This window comes from Marinobacter sediminum (assembly GCF_016820575.1).
In the GTDB taxonomy this organism is placed as follows: Bacteria; Pseudomonadota; Gammaproteobacteria; order Pseudomonadales; family Oleiphilaceae; genus Marinobacter; species Marinobacter sediminum.
The window spans coordinates 978,283-993,120 of the sequence record NZ_JAEMQH010000002.1 but is presented as its reverse complement, the minus strand read 5'-3'; the positions used below and the strand labels follow the sequence as shown (position 1 = coordinate 993,120).

The window sequence follows — 14,838 nt, the reverse complement described above, 5'->3', positions numbered from 1 at the left end:
AATCTGGTATCATTCGCGCCCAAGCAAATTCCCTCTGCAATCTCTTCGGCAAACACGTCGATTAACCGGTTACCTTATGCATTTTGATCAGAACTTCGAAGAGCTCAGCACAGAGCGCCCGACGACCTCCCGCAGGGATCCCGAACAGGTGCTCCATGAGGTGTTCGGTTACGAGACGTTCCGGCCGTTGCAGGGCGACATCATTCGGGAAGTGGTCGATGGCCGTGATGCCCTGGTGCTGATGCCCACCGGGGGCGGTAAATCTCTGTGTTACCAGGTACCCGCTTTGGTTCGGCCCGGAACTGCCGTGGTGATCTCCCCGCTCATTGCCCTGATGCAGGATCAGGTCGCAGCGCTGAAAGAGTTGGGAGTGAAAGCGGCGTTCCTGAACTCCACCATGGACATGGAGCAGGCGCGTGCCACCGAATACGCGTTGGCAACGGGTGAACTCGATTTGCTGTATTGCGCGCCTGAGCGACTGATTCAGCCACGTACCATTGACCTGCTGCACGACGCATCGATCTCTCTGTTCGCCATCGACGAAGCTCACTGTGTGTCCCAGTGGGGGCATGATTTCAGGTCTGACTACCTCCAGCTGAGTATGCTGGCCAACGAATTCCCGACGGTTCCGCGCATCGCTCTGACTGCCACCGCCGACGAGCGAACTCGCAAGGAGATTGCCGAGCGGCTTTCCCTTACCGAAGCGCGGCACTTTGTAAGCGGGTTTGATCGCCCGAATATCCAGTACCGAATTGCGCCTAAAACAAACGCAAACAAGCAGTTGCTGGATTTTATTAAAGCAGAACATGATGGCGAATGCGGCATCGTCTACTGCATGTCTCGCAACAAGGTGGATGCAACGGCGCGCATGCTGGCCGACAAAGGTTATACGGCTCTGCCCTACCACGCGGGCCTGCCGTCCGAAACCCGGGCGCTGCATCAGGAACGATTCCTGCGTGAGGACGGTGTGATTATTGTGGCCACCATTGCGTTCGGGATGGGGATCGACAAGCCTGACGTTCGGTTTGTTGCTCACCTGGATTTGCCCAAGAGCCTCGAGGCCTACTATCAGGAAACCGGTCGTGCCGGCCGGGACGGCAAGCCCTCAACCGCGTGGATGGTCTATGGCCTTCAGGACGTCATCAAACTGCGCCAGATGCTGGAAGCGTCACAGGGCAACGATCAGTTCAAGCGGGTAGAACGGCAGAAACTCGACGCCATGCTTGGCCTGTGCGAAGTCACCCGGTGCCGGCGTGAGGTGTTACTGCGTTATTTCGGGGACACACAGGACGAGCCCTGCGGCAATTGTGATACCTGCCTGAATCCACCTGAAACCTGGGATGGAACCGTCGCGGTCCAGAAGGCGTTGTCCTGTGTTTTTCGGACTGGCCAGCGCTTCGGTGTCACCTACCTGATTGATGTGCTCCGGGGATCGGAAAACGAACGAATCCTGCAGTCGGGCCACCAGGCAGTGTCCACCTACGGGATTGGTACCGAGTTGTCAGTGAACGAGTGGAAGTCGGTATTCCGGCAACTGGTTGCCAACGGCTATTTGCGGGCGGACCCCGAGGGCTACGGCGCCCTGCAATTAACGGAGACCTGTCGCCCACTGCTTCAAGGCAAACAGCCGGTTGAGCTGCGCAAAGATCCGGTGGTTAAGAAAACCTCGTCGCGAGGCCAAGGCAGTCGCAGTGGTGCAGCTATACGTGAACAGATTACCGACCAAGCCGGCTGGGATGCCTTGCGGGCGTGTCGCAAGGAACTTGCCGACAAGCAGGGGGTTCCGCCCTATGTCATCTTCCACGACGCCACCCTGTTCGACATGCTGGAGCGCAAACCGCAATCCCTGGACGAGTTGGCCGAGGTAAGCGGCGTCGGCGCCGCCAAGCTGGAGAAGTACGGCGCCATTTTCCTCGAAACCCTTTCTGGTCTGGAGCGCTCGTAAGCGCTCCATTTACCGTTCCCAGTTAACAACTCCACAGGGCTTACTCGCCCTCAGCTTTGAAGCCCTGCTTTCGAACCCGGTAATGGGCGATTGAATTGGCAACGTGGTTGCCTTCTTGATCATGTAGCTGGCCTTCCAGGGTAAACTTGGCCCGGCCGGTGGCGTCCGCGTCCGCCAGAATGCCCTCGACCATTTCCGGTGTCAGTGAGAACTCCACGGTGACGTCCGAGTTTGCCGGCTGCAGAAACTGCAGGGTCATCTCCTTGAGGATCGGCGTGTACGAAGGCCCAAGGTCAAACAATGTCAGCACGCCACCGGGTATTTCCGCGACCAGGAAATAGGCGCCGGCATACAAACTGCCAAAGTGATTCTTGTTGCCCTTCAGGCGAATTCGGGCCTTAACGTAGCCCGGCCGCAACTCCTCCACGCTGAATCGATTGCGGGTAGCAAACGGAATCGACAGGCCGATGATGCGGTTTACCGCGGCATAGCCACCGGTCTTGCGCAGCCACGCCAAAGGGTTTGCCAGGGTGGCGTTGGAATCTGAATGCGCAACCCATTGCCCGGTTGCGCCGATGATCGTGTCAATAAGTGCCATGTTCATGCTCTATTAGGGGAGATTGCCTGATCTTCGCACAATTGGCCCCCGGGTGCCCGTTACACCCGGAATCGTGACGCATTCTGGTTCAGCGTGCGACCAATGCTTTCAATCTGCCCACTGTAAACGTCGTTTTCGCTAGCCGCCGCGGCCGCTTCCTGACCCTGGTCGGCGATGCGCGTGATGGACGAATTCAGCTCCTCGGTCACTGAAGTCTGCTCTTCCGATGCCGTCGCGATCTGCGAGGTCATCTGGTTGATGGAGGTGATAGCCTCGGCAATGCGATTCAGCGACTCCATGGCATCCTGGGCTTTTTCCATGCTGACATTCGAGACTGCCGTGGAGGCATTCATCACGGTGACCGCATTGTTGGCACCCTTTTGCAGGCGCTCGATCATGCTGTTGATTTCTTCAGTGCTCGACTGGGTTCGCTGAGCCAGATTCCGTACCTCATCGGCGACCACGGCAAAGCCTCGCCCTGCCTCACCGGCACGCGCTGCTTCAATGGCTGCGTTTAGTGCCAGCAGATTGGTTTGCTCGGCAATGCCCTGAATCACTTCCAGTACCGAGGTAATCGATGACACATCTTCGCCCAGGGCATTGATGACCTCAGCGGCGGAATTTACCTCTTTGGACAGCTTTTGTACGGCATCCCGCGACGCAGCTACGGTTTCAAGCGAAGCGCGACTGTCGTTGTCGGCAGTATTAGCGGCATCGGCAGTTTGTTGCGCATTCTGTGCGATTTCACCCGCTGCAGCGGACATCTCATTAATGGCGGTGGCAACCATGTCAATTTCCGACTGTTGCTGCTCAACGCTGGATCGGCTGGTACTGGCGGTGTCGCGCAGGGACTGCACGTTATCATCGAGCTCGTCGCTGCCTCTCTGAACATCGCGAACGACGCTCTGGATGTTTTCGACAAAGCGGTTAAAGCTCTCCGCCAACTGGCCAAATTCATCGCGGGCGCTGGCGTCCAGTCTTTGGGTAAGATCGGCATCACCGGCACCAATGTCCGCCATCGCGGTGTTAAGGCGCCGCACAGGCGCCATCAGGACCTTGATGCCAAGGTGCAACAGGACAAGGGAGATCAAAAGACCGATGAAGGCCATTATCAACCCGGTCAGACGAGCACTTTGAACCGGCGCACTGATCAGGTCCTGATTGACGAAGGTACCCAGGTACCAATCAACGCCTCGAGCATCCTCAATGGCGTGAAAGCTGGCCTCCCAGGAGGCCGCGTTGTTCTGGAATTCGTGGACGCTGCCGTCAAGGTTTGGCGCCTCGCCAATCAGCGACTTAATGTTTTTGCCAATCAACGCCTGGTCGGGGTGAAACAGAACAACACCGTTGGCGCTGATCAGAGCCGCGTATCCGGCGTCTGCTAGAGTAATATTGTCCAGGATGTTCTGAATTGCGCTTAGTCCAATGTCAGCTCCGACGACACCTTCATAGGTTCCACGTTTTACGGGAGCAGACGCCGAAATAATCATCCCCGTGCCAGCGGCATCGACGAAAGGATCTGTGAATGAGGCCCTGCCCAGCCTGGTGGCCTTCTGATACCAGGGTCGGCTCCTTGGATCGAAGTCGGCGGGGAGGCTAGCGTCTGCTGCTTCGGACTGCATCATCATGCCCCCATCCGAACGGCCAACGTAAACTGCGGAAAATCCGCCACCGGCTGTCATGGTCTGGAATACGGTGCGAGCCTGTTCGTCGGAGTCTAGCTTTACAAGGGAGTCGGCAACGGATTCGGTCATCCGCAAGCGCGTATTGAGCCATTCAGCAATGCTCGGCGTACTTTGCGCAACAGCGTCGTGGATAACTGCATCAACATAAGTTGTGGTGGTTTCGCGCAAACGGAGGTCGTTTGACAACGTAAAAGCGGCCATTACGAGCACAAGGAGAACGCCGAAAGCGATTAGCAGCTTTTGACCGAAAGTGAGATTCACAGTGAGATCCTTAGGATGAGTCGTTGGGGCTAAAAAACGGAAGCGAGGATACGCATTTGCACGCTATATATCTGTTAAAAGTTGTTTCGGCCGGCTATGCGAACTCTTTTACAGCATCTGATAGACTTTCGTTGGTTTGCTGCTCATTTAGCGGCATGTTAACTGCTACTTATAACTGGCGGGAGCCGATCTGAATGGCCCACGAAGAACTGCACCTCAATCTCCGAAACCTGACGCTTGAAGACTATGACCAGCTCCAGGTTCTGATGGATCGTATCTACGATGACATTGGCGGGGCCTGGCCCAAAGAAACCATCAAGGCACTGGTGGAGCAGTTTCCAGATGGCCAGATCTGCATTGAGGACAATGGCCAGTTGATTGCGGTTGCGCTGACCGTGTGCGTGAAATACGAGCGTTTCAGCAACCCGCATACCTACGACGACCTGATCCTTCGGAACGAAAAGATCTGGCACAACGCCAACGGTGACTCCCTGTACGGCCTGGATGTGTTCATTCATCCGGAATTCCGCGGGTACCGTCTCGGTCGTCGTCTCTATGAGGCTCGCAAAGAGCTGTGCCGGTCTATGAACCTGCGCGCCATTCTTGCGGGCGGTCGCATACCGAGTTATTACAAGTATGCGGACCAGTATACGCCGGCTGAATACATCCAGCGTGTCGACCGGAAAGAGATCTACGACCCGATTCTGAGCTTCCAGCTGTCCAACGATTTCCAGGTCACGCGGCTGATGCACAAATACCTGCCCGAGGATGAGAAATCCCTGGGCTACGCCACGCTGCTGGAATGGCGGAACATCCTGTACACGCCGCCTTCGTCAGTTCTGAACGTTAAGAAGACACAGGTTCGACTGGGCGCGGTTCAGTGGCAGATGCGTGAATTTACATCGGTCGAAGAGGTGCTCAAGCAGGTTGAGTACTTCGTGGACGCACTCTCAGATTACAAAAGCGACTTTGCCCTGTTCCCGGAATTCTTCAACGCGCCGCTCATGGGACTGACCGATCAGATGGACCAGACCCGGGCCATCCGCTTCCTGGCCGGGTTCACCGAGCAGTTCCGTGATGAGATGTCCGAGATGGCAGTCAGCTACAACATCAACATCATCACCGGCTCTATGCCACTGCTGGAAAATGACCGGGTCTACAACGTTTCTTACCTGTGCCATCGTGATGGCCGAGTGGATGAGCAGCGCAAAATCCACATCACCCCGCATGAGCGCCGGGACTGGGTTATCGAAGGCGGCAGCGACTTCGAAGTGTTTGATACCGACGCAGGCCGCGTTGCGATTATGATCTGCTACGACATTGAGTTCCCGGAGCTGGGTCGGATTGCCTCAAGTGAGGACGTCGACATCATCATGGTGCCGTTCTGGACCGACACCAAGAACGGTTACCTGCGGGTACGACACTGTGCCCAGGCCCGGGCCATTGAGAACGAATGCTACGTCGTGATCACCGGCAGCGTGGGCAATTTGCCAAAAGTTGAAAACCTCGACGTCCAATACGCGCAATCGTCCGTATTCTCGCCCTCTGATTTTGCGTTTCCCCATGATGCGGTGATGGCGGAAACAACGCCAAACACCGAAATGATCATGTTCTCGGACATGGACCTGGAAAAGCTCAAACTGGTTCGAAATGAGGGCTCAGTAACCAACCTGAAGGATCGTCGGGTTGACATGTACGACCTGAAAAAGAAGTAATAGGCTTGGGTCCAGGCAGTTAAAAGTTCAATAACTGCCTCAAACCCTTTTCGTAGGACACTGATAGCGTTGCTAAACTGCCATTCAGTGGCTATCGTTTAATCAATATCAAGCTGCCTTAGGGAAGGCAGGCTAAGGCCGATACGGAAATCACTCGAGACCATGTTAATGACTGAAGCACTACCGGACCTTATCGCACAGTTTCGAATCAGGCAGGGCCTGTTTCGTAAGGAGTTGGTCGAAGCCGCTCTTTATGAGCTGGATGCGTACGGGTGCGTGATGAAAACCGACAAAATGTTCAATCCGGGCGACACCATCGTTTTGGATTTGGTGATGGATATGCCTTTCGACAAGCTTCGTGCGGAGGGTGTGACCGGCCTGGTGACTGAGCGCAGGAAGCACTGCAGCAACTTCTACTATTCAATTGATTTTGTTGAGTTCGATTCAGATAACGACTCTCCCCTAGCGGAGAAACTGCGGCGAATTCGGGAAGTTCTCTCGAAAAAACAGTCTCTGAAGTCGAGGCGTTCGCCCGGGTCCATTTCCGGTTTCCGGCAAATGGCCTAATCCCCGTTGTTCGTAATGCCCTCATCCTCAAGGAGACATTTCATGGCAAAGAAGGCCAAACCCAGCGTTGACAAAATTGTCAAAAAGGTGAACCAGGAGTTCGAAAAAACGTCCTCTCAGATCGAGGGGCTGGTTAATGATGCGTTGAAGCAGTTTGATAGCCTGCAGCAACAAGTTCAGGAGCCGGTACGGAAGCTTCTCAAAGAGGTCGACGAGCTTCGCGATCGCGAGATGAAGCGTTTCAACGAAGAATTTGAGCGGCGTCTGAACGAATTCCACGAGCTGCAAAACAGTATTCTGGAGCGTCTTGGTGTCGCCTCTAAAGACGCTGCCGAAGACGTCAAGAAACAGGCTGAGCAGGCCAAGAAACAAGCCAAGTCCGCGACCAGTAAAGCGACCTCCGCGGCGAAGAAGGCTCCGGCATCCAAGTCGGCGGCTAAGAAGCCCGCAGCGAAGAAAGCAGCTGCTAAAAAAACTGCCGCCAAGAAACCTGCAGCAAAGAAGCCTGCGGCTAAGGCAGCCAAGCCGGTAAACAAGAGTGACCTCACGTTGGTGAAAGGCATTGGCCCGGCGACCGCGAAGAAGATGAAGGACGCAGGTATTACCTCCATCGATCAGATTGCTAACCCCTCCGCCGCCGATCAGGAAAAACTGAAGGCTTTCTCCAGCGTCAAAGGATTTGACCAGTTCAGTACCGAAGCTAAGAAAATCATCTGATGCGCACGCCTGACCAGCCTGTATTACGGGATATTGTCCTGATTGGCGGCGGGCACAGCCACGTCGGGGTACTAAAACGGTTCGCTATGAACCCGGTACCCGGCGTGCGCCTGACCCTCATCTGCCGTGACACCCACACACCCTACTCCGGCATGTTGCCCGGCTACATTGCCGGACATTACAGCTACGACGATGTCCATATCGATCTCAGCAAGCTTGCGGAATTCGCAGGTGCTCGATTCTATCGGGCTGAAGCGATCGGCATTGATCGAGAGAACAAGCGGGTGCTGTGCCGTGGGCGGCCAGATGTTCCGTATGATCTTCTTTCGATCAACATTGGCTCCTCCCCCCGGGTAAACGAGGTGGAAGGTGCTTCGGAGCATGCCGTTCCGGTTAAACCCATCACTGGCTTCAATAACCGCTGGCTTGCCCTGCTCTCACGAATTGAAAATCACGAAGGCCCGCTCACTGTTGGCGTGGTGGGCGCCGGCGCCGGCGGTGTGGAGTTAACGCTGGCCATGCAGTTCCGACTAACCCGTGAACTCAAGCAACGGGGCAAGGATCCGGACCAGCTCCATTTTCACCTGTTTGATGCTGCTGACCAGATCCTGCCCACGCACAACGCCAAAGTGCGAGCCGTGTTTGAGAAAACCCTGGCTGGACGCAATGTAAAGGTTCACCTCGGTTCGCCGGTGCAAAAAGTTCAGGAAGGCTTGCTGCAAACTGAATCCGGCGAGTCGTTGCAGGTTGATGAAGTTTTGTGGGTTACCCGGGCCGGTGGGCCTGAGTGGCTTAAGGACACCGGCCTCGCTCTGGACGACGGTCTGTTTATCCGGGTACGGGATACTCTTCAGGCTGAAAACGACGACAGCATTTTTGCCGCCGGCGATATAGCCAATGTTCTCAATCACCCGCGCGAAAAGGCTGGCGTGTTTGCGGTTCGTCAGGGTCCGCCCCTGGCCGACAACCTAAAGCGGCTAGCGCTCGGCAAGGCGCCCAAGGATTTCCAGCCCCAGAAAAACTGGCTGGCGCTGATCAGCACCGGCGACAAGTACGCCATCGCCTCCCGGGGCAATTTCGAGGTGGATGGCGCAGCGGTCTGGCGCTGGAAAGACTGGATCGATCGTCGCTTCATGAAGAAGTTCAACGATCTGCCAGAGATGGAAGAAAACGCCAAACTACCCGATACCGCTGCGGCCCAGAATCCGGAAGAAGCGTCGCAGGCCATTTCGGCCGTTGCCATGCGCTGCGGAGGCTGTGGCGCCAAGGTCGGCAGTACGGTTCTTTCCCGCGCTCTTGGCGAGCTTCGCCCTATAGAGCGGGATGACATCATCATCGGGCTGCATTCTCCCGATGATGCTGCAGTGCTGGAGGTTCCGGCGGGTAAGGCTGTGGTCCATACGGTGGATTTCTTCCGGGCGTTTATTGACGACCCGTATGTGTTTGGCAAAGTTGCGGCCAACCACGCCCTGGGAGATGTGTTCGCCATGGGTGCAGAGGCTCAAAGTGCCACTGCCGTCGCTACCGTCCCTTACGGCATCGAGTCCAAGGTTGAAGACGTCGTTTACCAGATGATGTCTGGCGCCGTAGAGGTTCTGAACGAAGCAGGCTGCGCTCTGGTCGGTGGCCACACCGGCGAAGGCAAGGAACTGGCACTAGGCTTTGCGGTAAACGGCCTGATCGATCCGGACGAAGTCATGAGCAAAGGCGGCCTGCGTGCCGGTGACGTTTTGATTTTGACCAAACCGATTGGCACCGGAACTCTGTTCGCAGCTCACGCCAAATTGGCCGCCAGGGGGCGCTGGATTGATAGCGCCCTGAGCTCCATGATCCAGTCCAACAAAGCCGGTGCTGAGTGCCTCAGGCGTTATGGCTCAAGGGCCTGTACCGATGTGACTGGCTTCGGACTGCTCGGCCATCTGGTCGAGATGACCCGGCCATCTGGCGTTGATGCCGAACTGGATTTGTCTGCCATCCCGGTGCTACCGGGTGCTGAGGAAACCGCAGCCGCAGGCATTCTGAGTTCACTGCAGCCGGCAAACATCCGTTTGCGTCGCGGTATCCGTGATCAGGAGAAGTGGATAAATCACCCGAGGTACCCGCTGATCTTTGATCCACAGACCGCCGGTGGTCTACTTGCCAGTGTTGCGGCGGATCAGGCTGAAGCGTGCGTGCGCGAGTTGAAAGCACTGGGCTACCCGCACACGGCCATCATCGGTCGGGTTACAGCCCAGGACATGCAGGGCGCCATCGAACCTATCTCACTCAAGGATTGATCGATTGGGTGTGAACCCCGCAGCCTAGCCCTTCAGATTGGAGCGGCGCTGGAGAGCCATTTCCAGTGCCCGCTCCAACGAACGTTGTTCGTTTTCCGGTGTAAACAGAGGAGCAAGTTCATTCACCTGCTCTGTCAGACACTTCAGGAATTCCGGATCAGATTCTGATTTCTGCAGCAGCTTGGCCAGGGCCACGTGGTCACGGGCCGGGTAATAACCTTGGTAGTCGTTGCCCAGCAACCCCCGATTACCGGGGATATTAGACGCTATAATCGGCAGCCCTGCGCAGCAGGCTTCGGACACCGCGTTCGCACCGCCCTCCATCACCGAACTCATCACCATCAACTGGCACTGCGCCATCAGCTCTTGGGTGCTGGGCTTGTCCAGTTCACCGAGCCACTTGAAGCGTGGGTTCGCGGCCACCTCCTGTTCTGCTAACGCTTGCCATTCTGCATTGTGAGGCTTGCCTGCGTTGAGAATGCGCACTCTGGATTCGTCCGGCAGCAAACGCGCAGCCATCGCCGCCCGAAGCGAATCTTTCTCTTCACGCAGATGGCCAATCACGCATACATCGAAGGTTTCGGTCGCAGCCGCTTTGTTGGTGGCGGGCGGGATCTCATTGGCGGATTGGTAGAGGGTCAGTAGTTTGCCGGCGAACTCCTCAGGGATGTCCTCCGAAACCAGCGCATGCAAACCAATCAGCACATCGGCCGCAGCCATGGATGCCCGGGTAGGAAGCGGATACTCCTGTTGATGCCGGTAGATGTCCGTTCCGGTCAGCACCAGAATTAGCGGCGTTTCCGGCCAGCATTTGCGAAAGGCCTGAATGGCATCGTGGCTGCGCCAGGCGTGTAACGCGATGAACAGGTCGCAGGGGGCGCCGTCGTACTCCGTGACAACACGGACTCGATGCCCGGTATTTTCTAATAGTGATGCCCAGCGATCCGCTGTTGCCCGGTTGCCAGCCCGTGAACCTGACGGCGCAGGCGTGATCAGAGTGATGTGCATGGCGGCTGAATTCCTGCTGGTTTGCTGGCGACGATATTTTTCCCCGTCAGGCTGCACTTTTTCTTGACTGCAATCGTATAGCTGTTCCGAGACGTAGTAAATCACGGTATGCTGATGAAGCCAGTATTTTCGGCAGCTTACAACCCAAAAGAACGAACCATCCCCGGAAAGAAAGGACCCTCAAATGGCTCTGAATATGATTCGGAAATTCGCCGCCGCAAGTGTCGTGTTTTTCGCTTGTTCGGCCGCTGTTTCAGCCGAGACTCTCGTGTTCACCGCGATTCCTGACGAAGATGAAACCAAGCTTGTTGAGCGCTTCCGTGGTATCGCAGATTACTTGTCGGAGAACCTGGACGTTGATGTTCGCTACATCCCGGTGAAATCCTACGCCGCAGCAGTGTCTGCATTCCGCAACAATCAAGTGCAGCTGGCCTGGTTTGGCGGCCTGTCTGGTGTTCAGGCGCGCTCGCTGGTACCCGGCTCAGAAGCGATCGCCCAGGGTGTTGAAGACCAGGCGTTTTATTCTCACATCATTGCCCATAAAAGCACTGGCCTGGACGAAGCTGAAGAGCTTCCGGAAGCATTGCGCGGCAAAACCTTCACGTTTGGCTCGAAAGGTTCTACCTCCGGCCGCCTGATCCCCGAATACTACATCCGCGAAGCCTTCAACGAAGCGCCGGAAGACGTGTTCTCACGGGTTGGCTTCAGCGGTAACCATACCCGCACCCTGCGCCTGGTCGAGGCAGGCACTTATGACGTGGGCGCCATCAACTTTTCGGTCTGGGACAAAGAGACCAAAGACGGCAACGTGGACACCGATGCGGTCAAAGTCATCTGGACGACACCCAGCTACCCCAATTACCAGTGGAGCATTCGCGGTGACGCGGACGAGCGGTTTGGTGAAGGCTTTACCGATCGCGTTCAGCAGGCACTGTTGAACATGAAGGATGAAGAGCTGCTTAACAGCTTCCCGCGTTCTGGCTTTATCCCCGTTTCCAATGACGCTTATAAGCCGATTGAAGTGGTAGGAAAGCAGATCGGAATCATCGATTAATGTCCGGATTTGATCTGTCTGGCCTAACGGCCTCGTTTGGAGGGGAGCGGGTTATTGGCCCGCTTTCCCTCCAAGTAAAGGAAGGAGAGCGAGTTGCGCTGGTCGGTAAGAGCGGCGCTGGCAAGTCGACCTTAATCAGCCTGATTCATCAGCAGGTCGGCCGTACGTCTTCACTGGTTCCGCAAGACCTTGGATTGGTAAATGCGCTGTCCGTGTTCCACAACGTGTATATGGGACAACTTGATGCCCACCCTACCTGGTACAACACCCTTACGCTGATCCGCCCGTTCTCCAAAGACTCGGCTGCCGTGCGCGAGCTGCTCAAAGATCTTTCCATGCCGGAAAAAATCTGGGTGCCGACCGCGTCCCTGTCCGGCGGTCAACGGCAAAGGGTCGCTATCGCCAGAGCGGTATTTCGCAAAGCAGACATGTTGTTGGCGGATGAGCCTGTGTCAGCACTGGATGGACCCATGTCTCACCTGGTAATGAAACTGATGAGCAAGCGATTTCCCACCAGTGTTGTGGCTTTGCACGATGTTGAGTTAGCGCTCCAATATTGTACCCGCATCGTTGGTATTCAGGACGGTCAGATCGCTCTTGATGAATACAGCGAGCGACTGAGCCCCGCTGACATCACTCCACTGTACTGACGCCTGCCATGTTCTCCTCACCCACAGTTCGAGTCAGTTTTCTGTTTGTTGCCATTGCCCTGGTCGCGCTGCTGTTTGCCGACATTGCGATCACGGCCGCTAACCCCTGGAAAGACCTGGGCCGTTTTTTCATGGGCATTGTCACTCCGGACTTCTTCAGTTCCGAGGGGGTTGCCGTGGCTTTGTTGCGCACAGTGGCTTTCGCCTTCGTGGGTGTGGCGTTGGGCAGTCTGTGCGGCTTCGTTCTGTCATTGGTGTATCGCAACCCGGTAGTGCGCACGTTCTGCGCGTTTATCCGCGCCATCCATGAGCTTTTCTGGGCTCTGATATTCCTGCAATTTTTTGGCTTTCACCCGCTCACCGGTGTATTGGCCATCGCGATCCCTTACGCGGGTATTTTTGCCAAGGTTTATTCAGAGATATTTGAAGAGGCGGACCCGTCCCCAGGCCGCCTTCTGCCGCCAGGAACCGGCGTGGTTTCTGCCTTCCTGTACACCCGAATTCCGGATTGCTGGGTTCAGCTGAGAACCTACACCGCCTATCGGCTGGAGTGCGGTTTGCGGTCCAGCGCGATCCTCGGTTTTGTCGGGCTACCCACCCTGGGCTTCTTCCTGGAATCGGCGTTTTCCCAGGGCCATTACTCCGAAGCCGGGGCCATGCTGATTCTGTTCTATGTACTGATCGCGACTATGCCGCTTTGGGTGAAGCCCAAGCTGCTTCCGGTCTACATCCTCGGCGCACCCTTTTTTCTCGGTGAGGGTTTGCCCATCGTCTGGGGCAATGTCGAGCGATTCTTTACCCAGGATATCATCCCGTCACCCTTGCGGAACGGCGATGGAGTTGGTGGCCTGGTGCCGTGGCTGGGGGATGTGATGGCGAACGAGGCCCTGCCTGGCATCTGGAACACCCTGGTGCTGACCCAGATTGCCCTGGTAGCGACGGGATTGATCGCCCTGCTGACCTTCCCGCTGATATCCAATCACTTTGGCGGTCCGGTGCGACGCACTGGTGGCCACGTGTTTCTGGTCATTGCACGCTCTACCCCAGAGTACATTCTCGCGTACATTCTATTGCAGCTTTGGGGGCCATCAATGTTGCCCGCGGTAATCGCCCTGGCCCTGCATAATGGCGGTATCATCGGGCATTTGATCGGACGGCAATCCAGCGCAATACAACTGCGCCCAGACGCCATAACTGGCTTCAACCGATACACCTACGAGCTGGTACCCCGGGTGTACCGCGCGTTTTTGGCCTTCCTGTTCTATCGCTGGGAAATCATCATGCGGGAAACCGCAATTTTGGGAATTCTTGGAATCTACACCCTTGGCTTCTATGTTGACAGCGCCATTCAGAATATCCAGTTCGACCGCGCCATGGTGCTAATCGTTATTACTGCGCTGCTGAACATCGGTGTGGATATTTTGGGCCGCTTCATAAGGCGGAAGCTGGCACTTCAGACCATGCCAACCTGTTAGGGCTTCTATCCCATTGGGCGAGGGGCAGTTGACAAGACAAAAAAAGCCGGGCATTGCCCGGCTTTCTTCACACAAACAGGGATACGTTACTCTTTTTTTCGTCTCCGCAGCACGCCGAAGCCCACCAAACCCAATCCTAAAAGAGCCAGTGTCGACGGTTCAGCCACAGAAATTTCAAACTGCTGATAGATGCCATGGGAACCTTCCAGCACCAGGGTATTGGTCGAGGCGTAGCCATCGCCAATGAAAATCCCGGTGGACGCCACGCCCGGATCTGCCAGTGTCGGAGCAAGCCCGGAATAGATACTGGAACCCAGTGCAAACTGGAGCAACTCTGTATGGCCTGTCAGCGTGAAGTTGAATCCGTCGACACCCCCGCTGTCGTTAGTAGCAGCCTCCCAGGTAATGAAGTCGGAGGTCCCGAAACTCATGCTACTGAGGGTGTCCACGTGAGCACCAGAGGTTTCGAAGCCGAACTCCTCGACTGTACCAAGCATCGAATTTCCGAATTGGAGGTGTCCGAACCACTCTACCGTGCTGTCCGAATCGATGACTCCCGGAGCTGTCCAGCGAACAAACCAGTCACGCGTATTGTGCAGGTCATTCCAGATGTAGTAGCCGGCTCCGTGGCTCAGCGCCAGATCACCGTTGGCTGTTGTGGTGCCATGGTATTGAGGTGTTGCAAGAGCGGCGCCTGCTACTGCTGCAAACACGAAACCAAGTGCCGTTTTGAATAGTTTCATCGACCTTCTCCGGGAGGCTTAGAACTCGCTCGGCGCAGCCCGGCTGTCTCCTGGAGACCCGCAGCTTTCCGTCCCACTCTCGCGAATGGTTTGGCTACACGTTTACAGTTTGCGAGAAGCATGCCAGAGAACGTAGGGATCTGA

General features: G+C 56.1%; 12 protein-coding genes and 1 riboswitch. Of the genes, 8 read left to right on the top strand and 4 right to left on the bottom strand.

Annotated features, from left to right (window positions below):
• Positions 1 to 76 precede the first annotated feature (76 nt).
• Positions 77 to 1,945 carry a DNA helicase RecQ gene (recQ, locus tag FGO67_RS11370; protein ID WP_203300798.1) on the top strand — a complete coding sequence of 623 codons (1,869 nt, stop codon included), beginning with the start codon at positions 77 to 79 and terminating at the stop codon, positions 1,943 to 1,945.
• A 40-nt stretch (positions 1,946 to 1,985) separates the two neighbouring features.
• Here recQ and FGO67_RS11365 read toward each other — a convergent pair whose 3' ends face one another.
• Together FGO67_RS11365 and FGO67_RS11360 are read right to left on the bottom strand one after the other, a co-directional pair.
• Positions 1,986 to 2,543, bottom strand: coding sequence for a YiiD C-terminal domain-containing protein (locus FGO67_RS11365; RefSeq protein ID WP_203300797.1), 558 nt, complete (start codon positions 2,541 to 2,543; stop codon positions 1,986 to 1,988).
• 59 nt (positions 2,544 to 2,602) lie between these two features.
• Positions 2,603 to 4,396 (bottom strand): methyl-accepting chemotaxis protein, encoded by a 1,794-nt coding sequence (locus FGO67_RS11360; RefSeq protein ID WP_238942338.1) that lies wholly within the window; start codon positions 4,394 to 4,396, stop codon positions 2,603 to 2,605.
• 287 nt (positions 4,397 to 4,683) lie between these two features.
• On the opposite strand from FGO67_RS11360, the gene FGO67_RS11355 reads away from it, so the two are divergent.
• The 4 genes from FGO67_RS11355 to selD all read left to right on the top strand — a co-directional run bounded on the left by FGO67_RS11355 (position 4,684) and on the right by selD (position 9,764).
• Entirely contained in the window at positions 4,684 to 6,204 is a 1,521-nt protein-coding gene (locus FGO67_RS11355) for a GNAT family N-acetyltransferase (protein WP_203300795.1), read from the top strand.
• Positions 6,205 to 6,372: 168 nt separating this feature from the next.
• Positions 6,373 to 6,771: a hypothetical protein gene (locus FGO67_RS11350; RefSeq protein ID WP_203300794.1), complete on the top strand. Its 399-nt coding sequence runs from the start codon at positions 6,373 to 6,375 to the stop codon at positions 6,769 to 6,771.
• A 42-nt stretch (positions 6,772 to 6,813) separates the two neighbouring features.
• Positions 6,814 to 7,488, top strand: a complete 675-nt coding sequence (locus tag FGO67_RS11345; protein ID WP_203300793.1) for a helix-hairpin-helix domain-containing protein — start codon at positions 6,814 to 6,816, stop codon at positions 7,486 to 7,488.
• Positions 7,488 to 9,764: a selenide, water dikinase SelD gene (gene selD / locus FGO67_RS11340; RefSeq protein WP_203300792.1), complete on the top strand. Its 2,277-nt coding sequence runs from the start codon at positions 7,488 to 7,490 to the stop codon at positions 9,762 to 9,764. The genes FGO67_RS11345 and selD overlap by 1 nt, the downstream gene beginning before the upstream one ends.
• 24 nt (positions 9,765 to 9,788) lie before the next feature.
• Here selD and senB read toward each other — a convergent pair whose 3' ends face one another.
• Positions 9,789 to 10,772 (bottom strand): selenoneine biosynthesis selenosugar synthase SenB, encoded by a 984-nt coding sequence (senB, locus tag FGO67_RS11335; protein WP_203300791.1) that lies wholly within the window; start codon positions 10,770 to 10,772, stop codon positions 9,789 to 9,791.
• 184 nt (positions 10,773 to 10,956) lie between these two features.
• Between senB and FGO67_RS11330 the strand changes: the two genes are divergently transcribed.
• From FGO67_RS11330 to FGO67_RS11320, 3 genes are read left to right on the top strand one after another with little or no spacing between them, the layout of a single operon-like run.
• Positions 10,957 to 11,826: a putative selenate ABC transporter substrate-binding protein gene (locus FGO67_RS11330; RefSeq protein ID WP_238942337.1), complete on the top strand. Its 870-nt coding sequence runs from the start codon at positions 10,957 to 10,959 to the stop codon at positions 11,824 to 11,826.
• Positions 11,826 to 12,476 (top strand): ATP-binding cassette domain-containing protein, encoded by a 651-nt coding sequence (locus FGO67_RS11325; RefSeq protein WP_203300790.1) that lies wholly within the window; start codon positions 11,826 to 11,828, stop codon positions 12,474 to 12,476. Before FGO67_RS11330 ends, FGO67_RS11325 begins: the two co-directional genes overlap by 1 nt.
• A gap of 8 nt (positions 12,477 to 12,484) precedes the next feature.
• The gene (locus FGO67_RS11320) at positions 12,485 to 13,951 is read left to right on the top strand and encodes a PhnE/PtxC family ABC transporter permease (protein ID WP_203300789.1); all 1,467 of its coding nucleotides are present in this window, start codon (positions 12,485 to 12,487) and stop codon (positions 13,949 to 13,951) included.
• Between the two features lie 86 nt (positions 13,952 to 14,037).
• Here FGO67_RS11320 and FGO67_RS11315 read toward each other — a convergent pair whose 3' ends face one another.
• On the bottom strand, positions 14,038 to 14,694 hold the full coding sequence (locus FGO67_RS11315; protein ID WP_203300788.1) for a PEP-CTERM sorting domain-containing protein: 657 nt from the start codon (positions 14,692 to 14,694) through the stop codon (positions 14,038 to 14,040).
• Positions 14,695 to 14,724: 30 nt separating this feature from the next.
• A riboswitch (cyclic di-GMP riboswitch) is annotated at positions 14,725 to 14,799 on the bottom strand.
• Positions 14,800 to 14,838 lie beyond the last annotated feature (39 nt).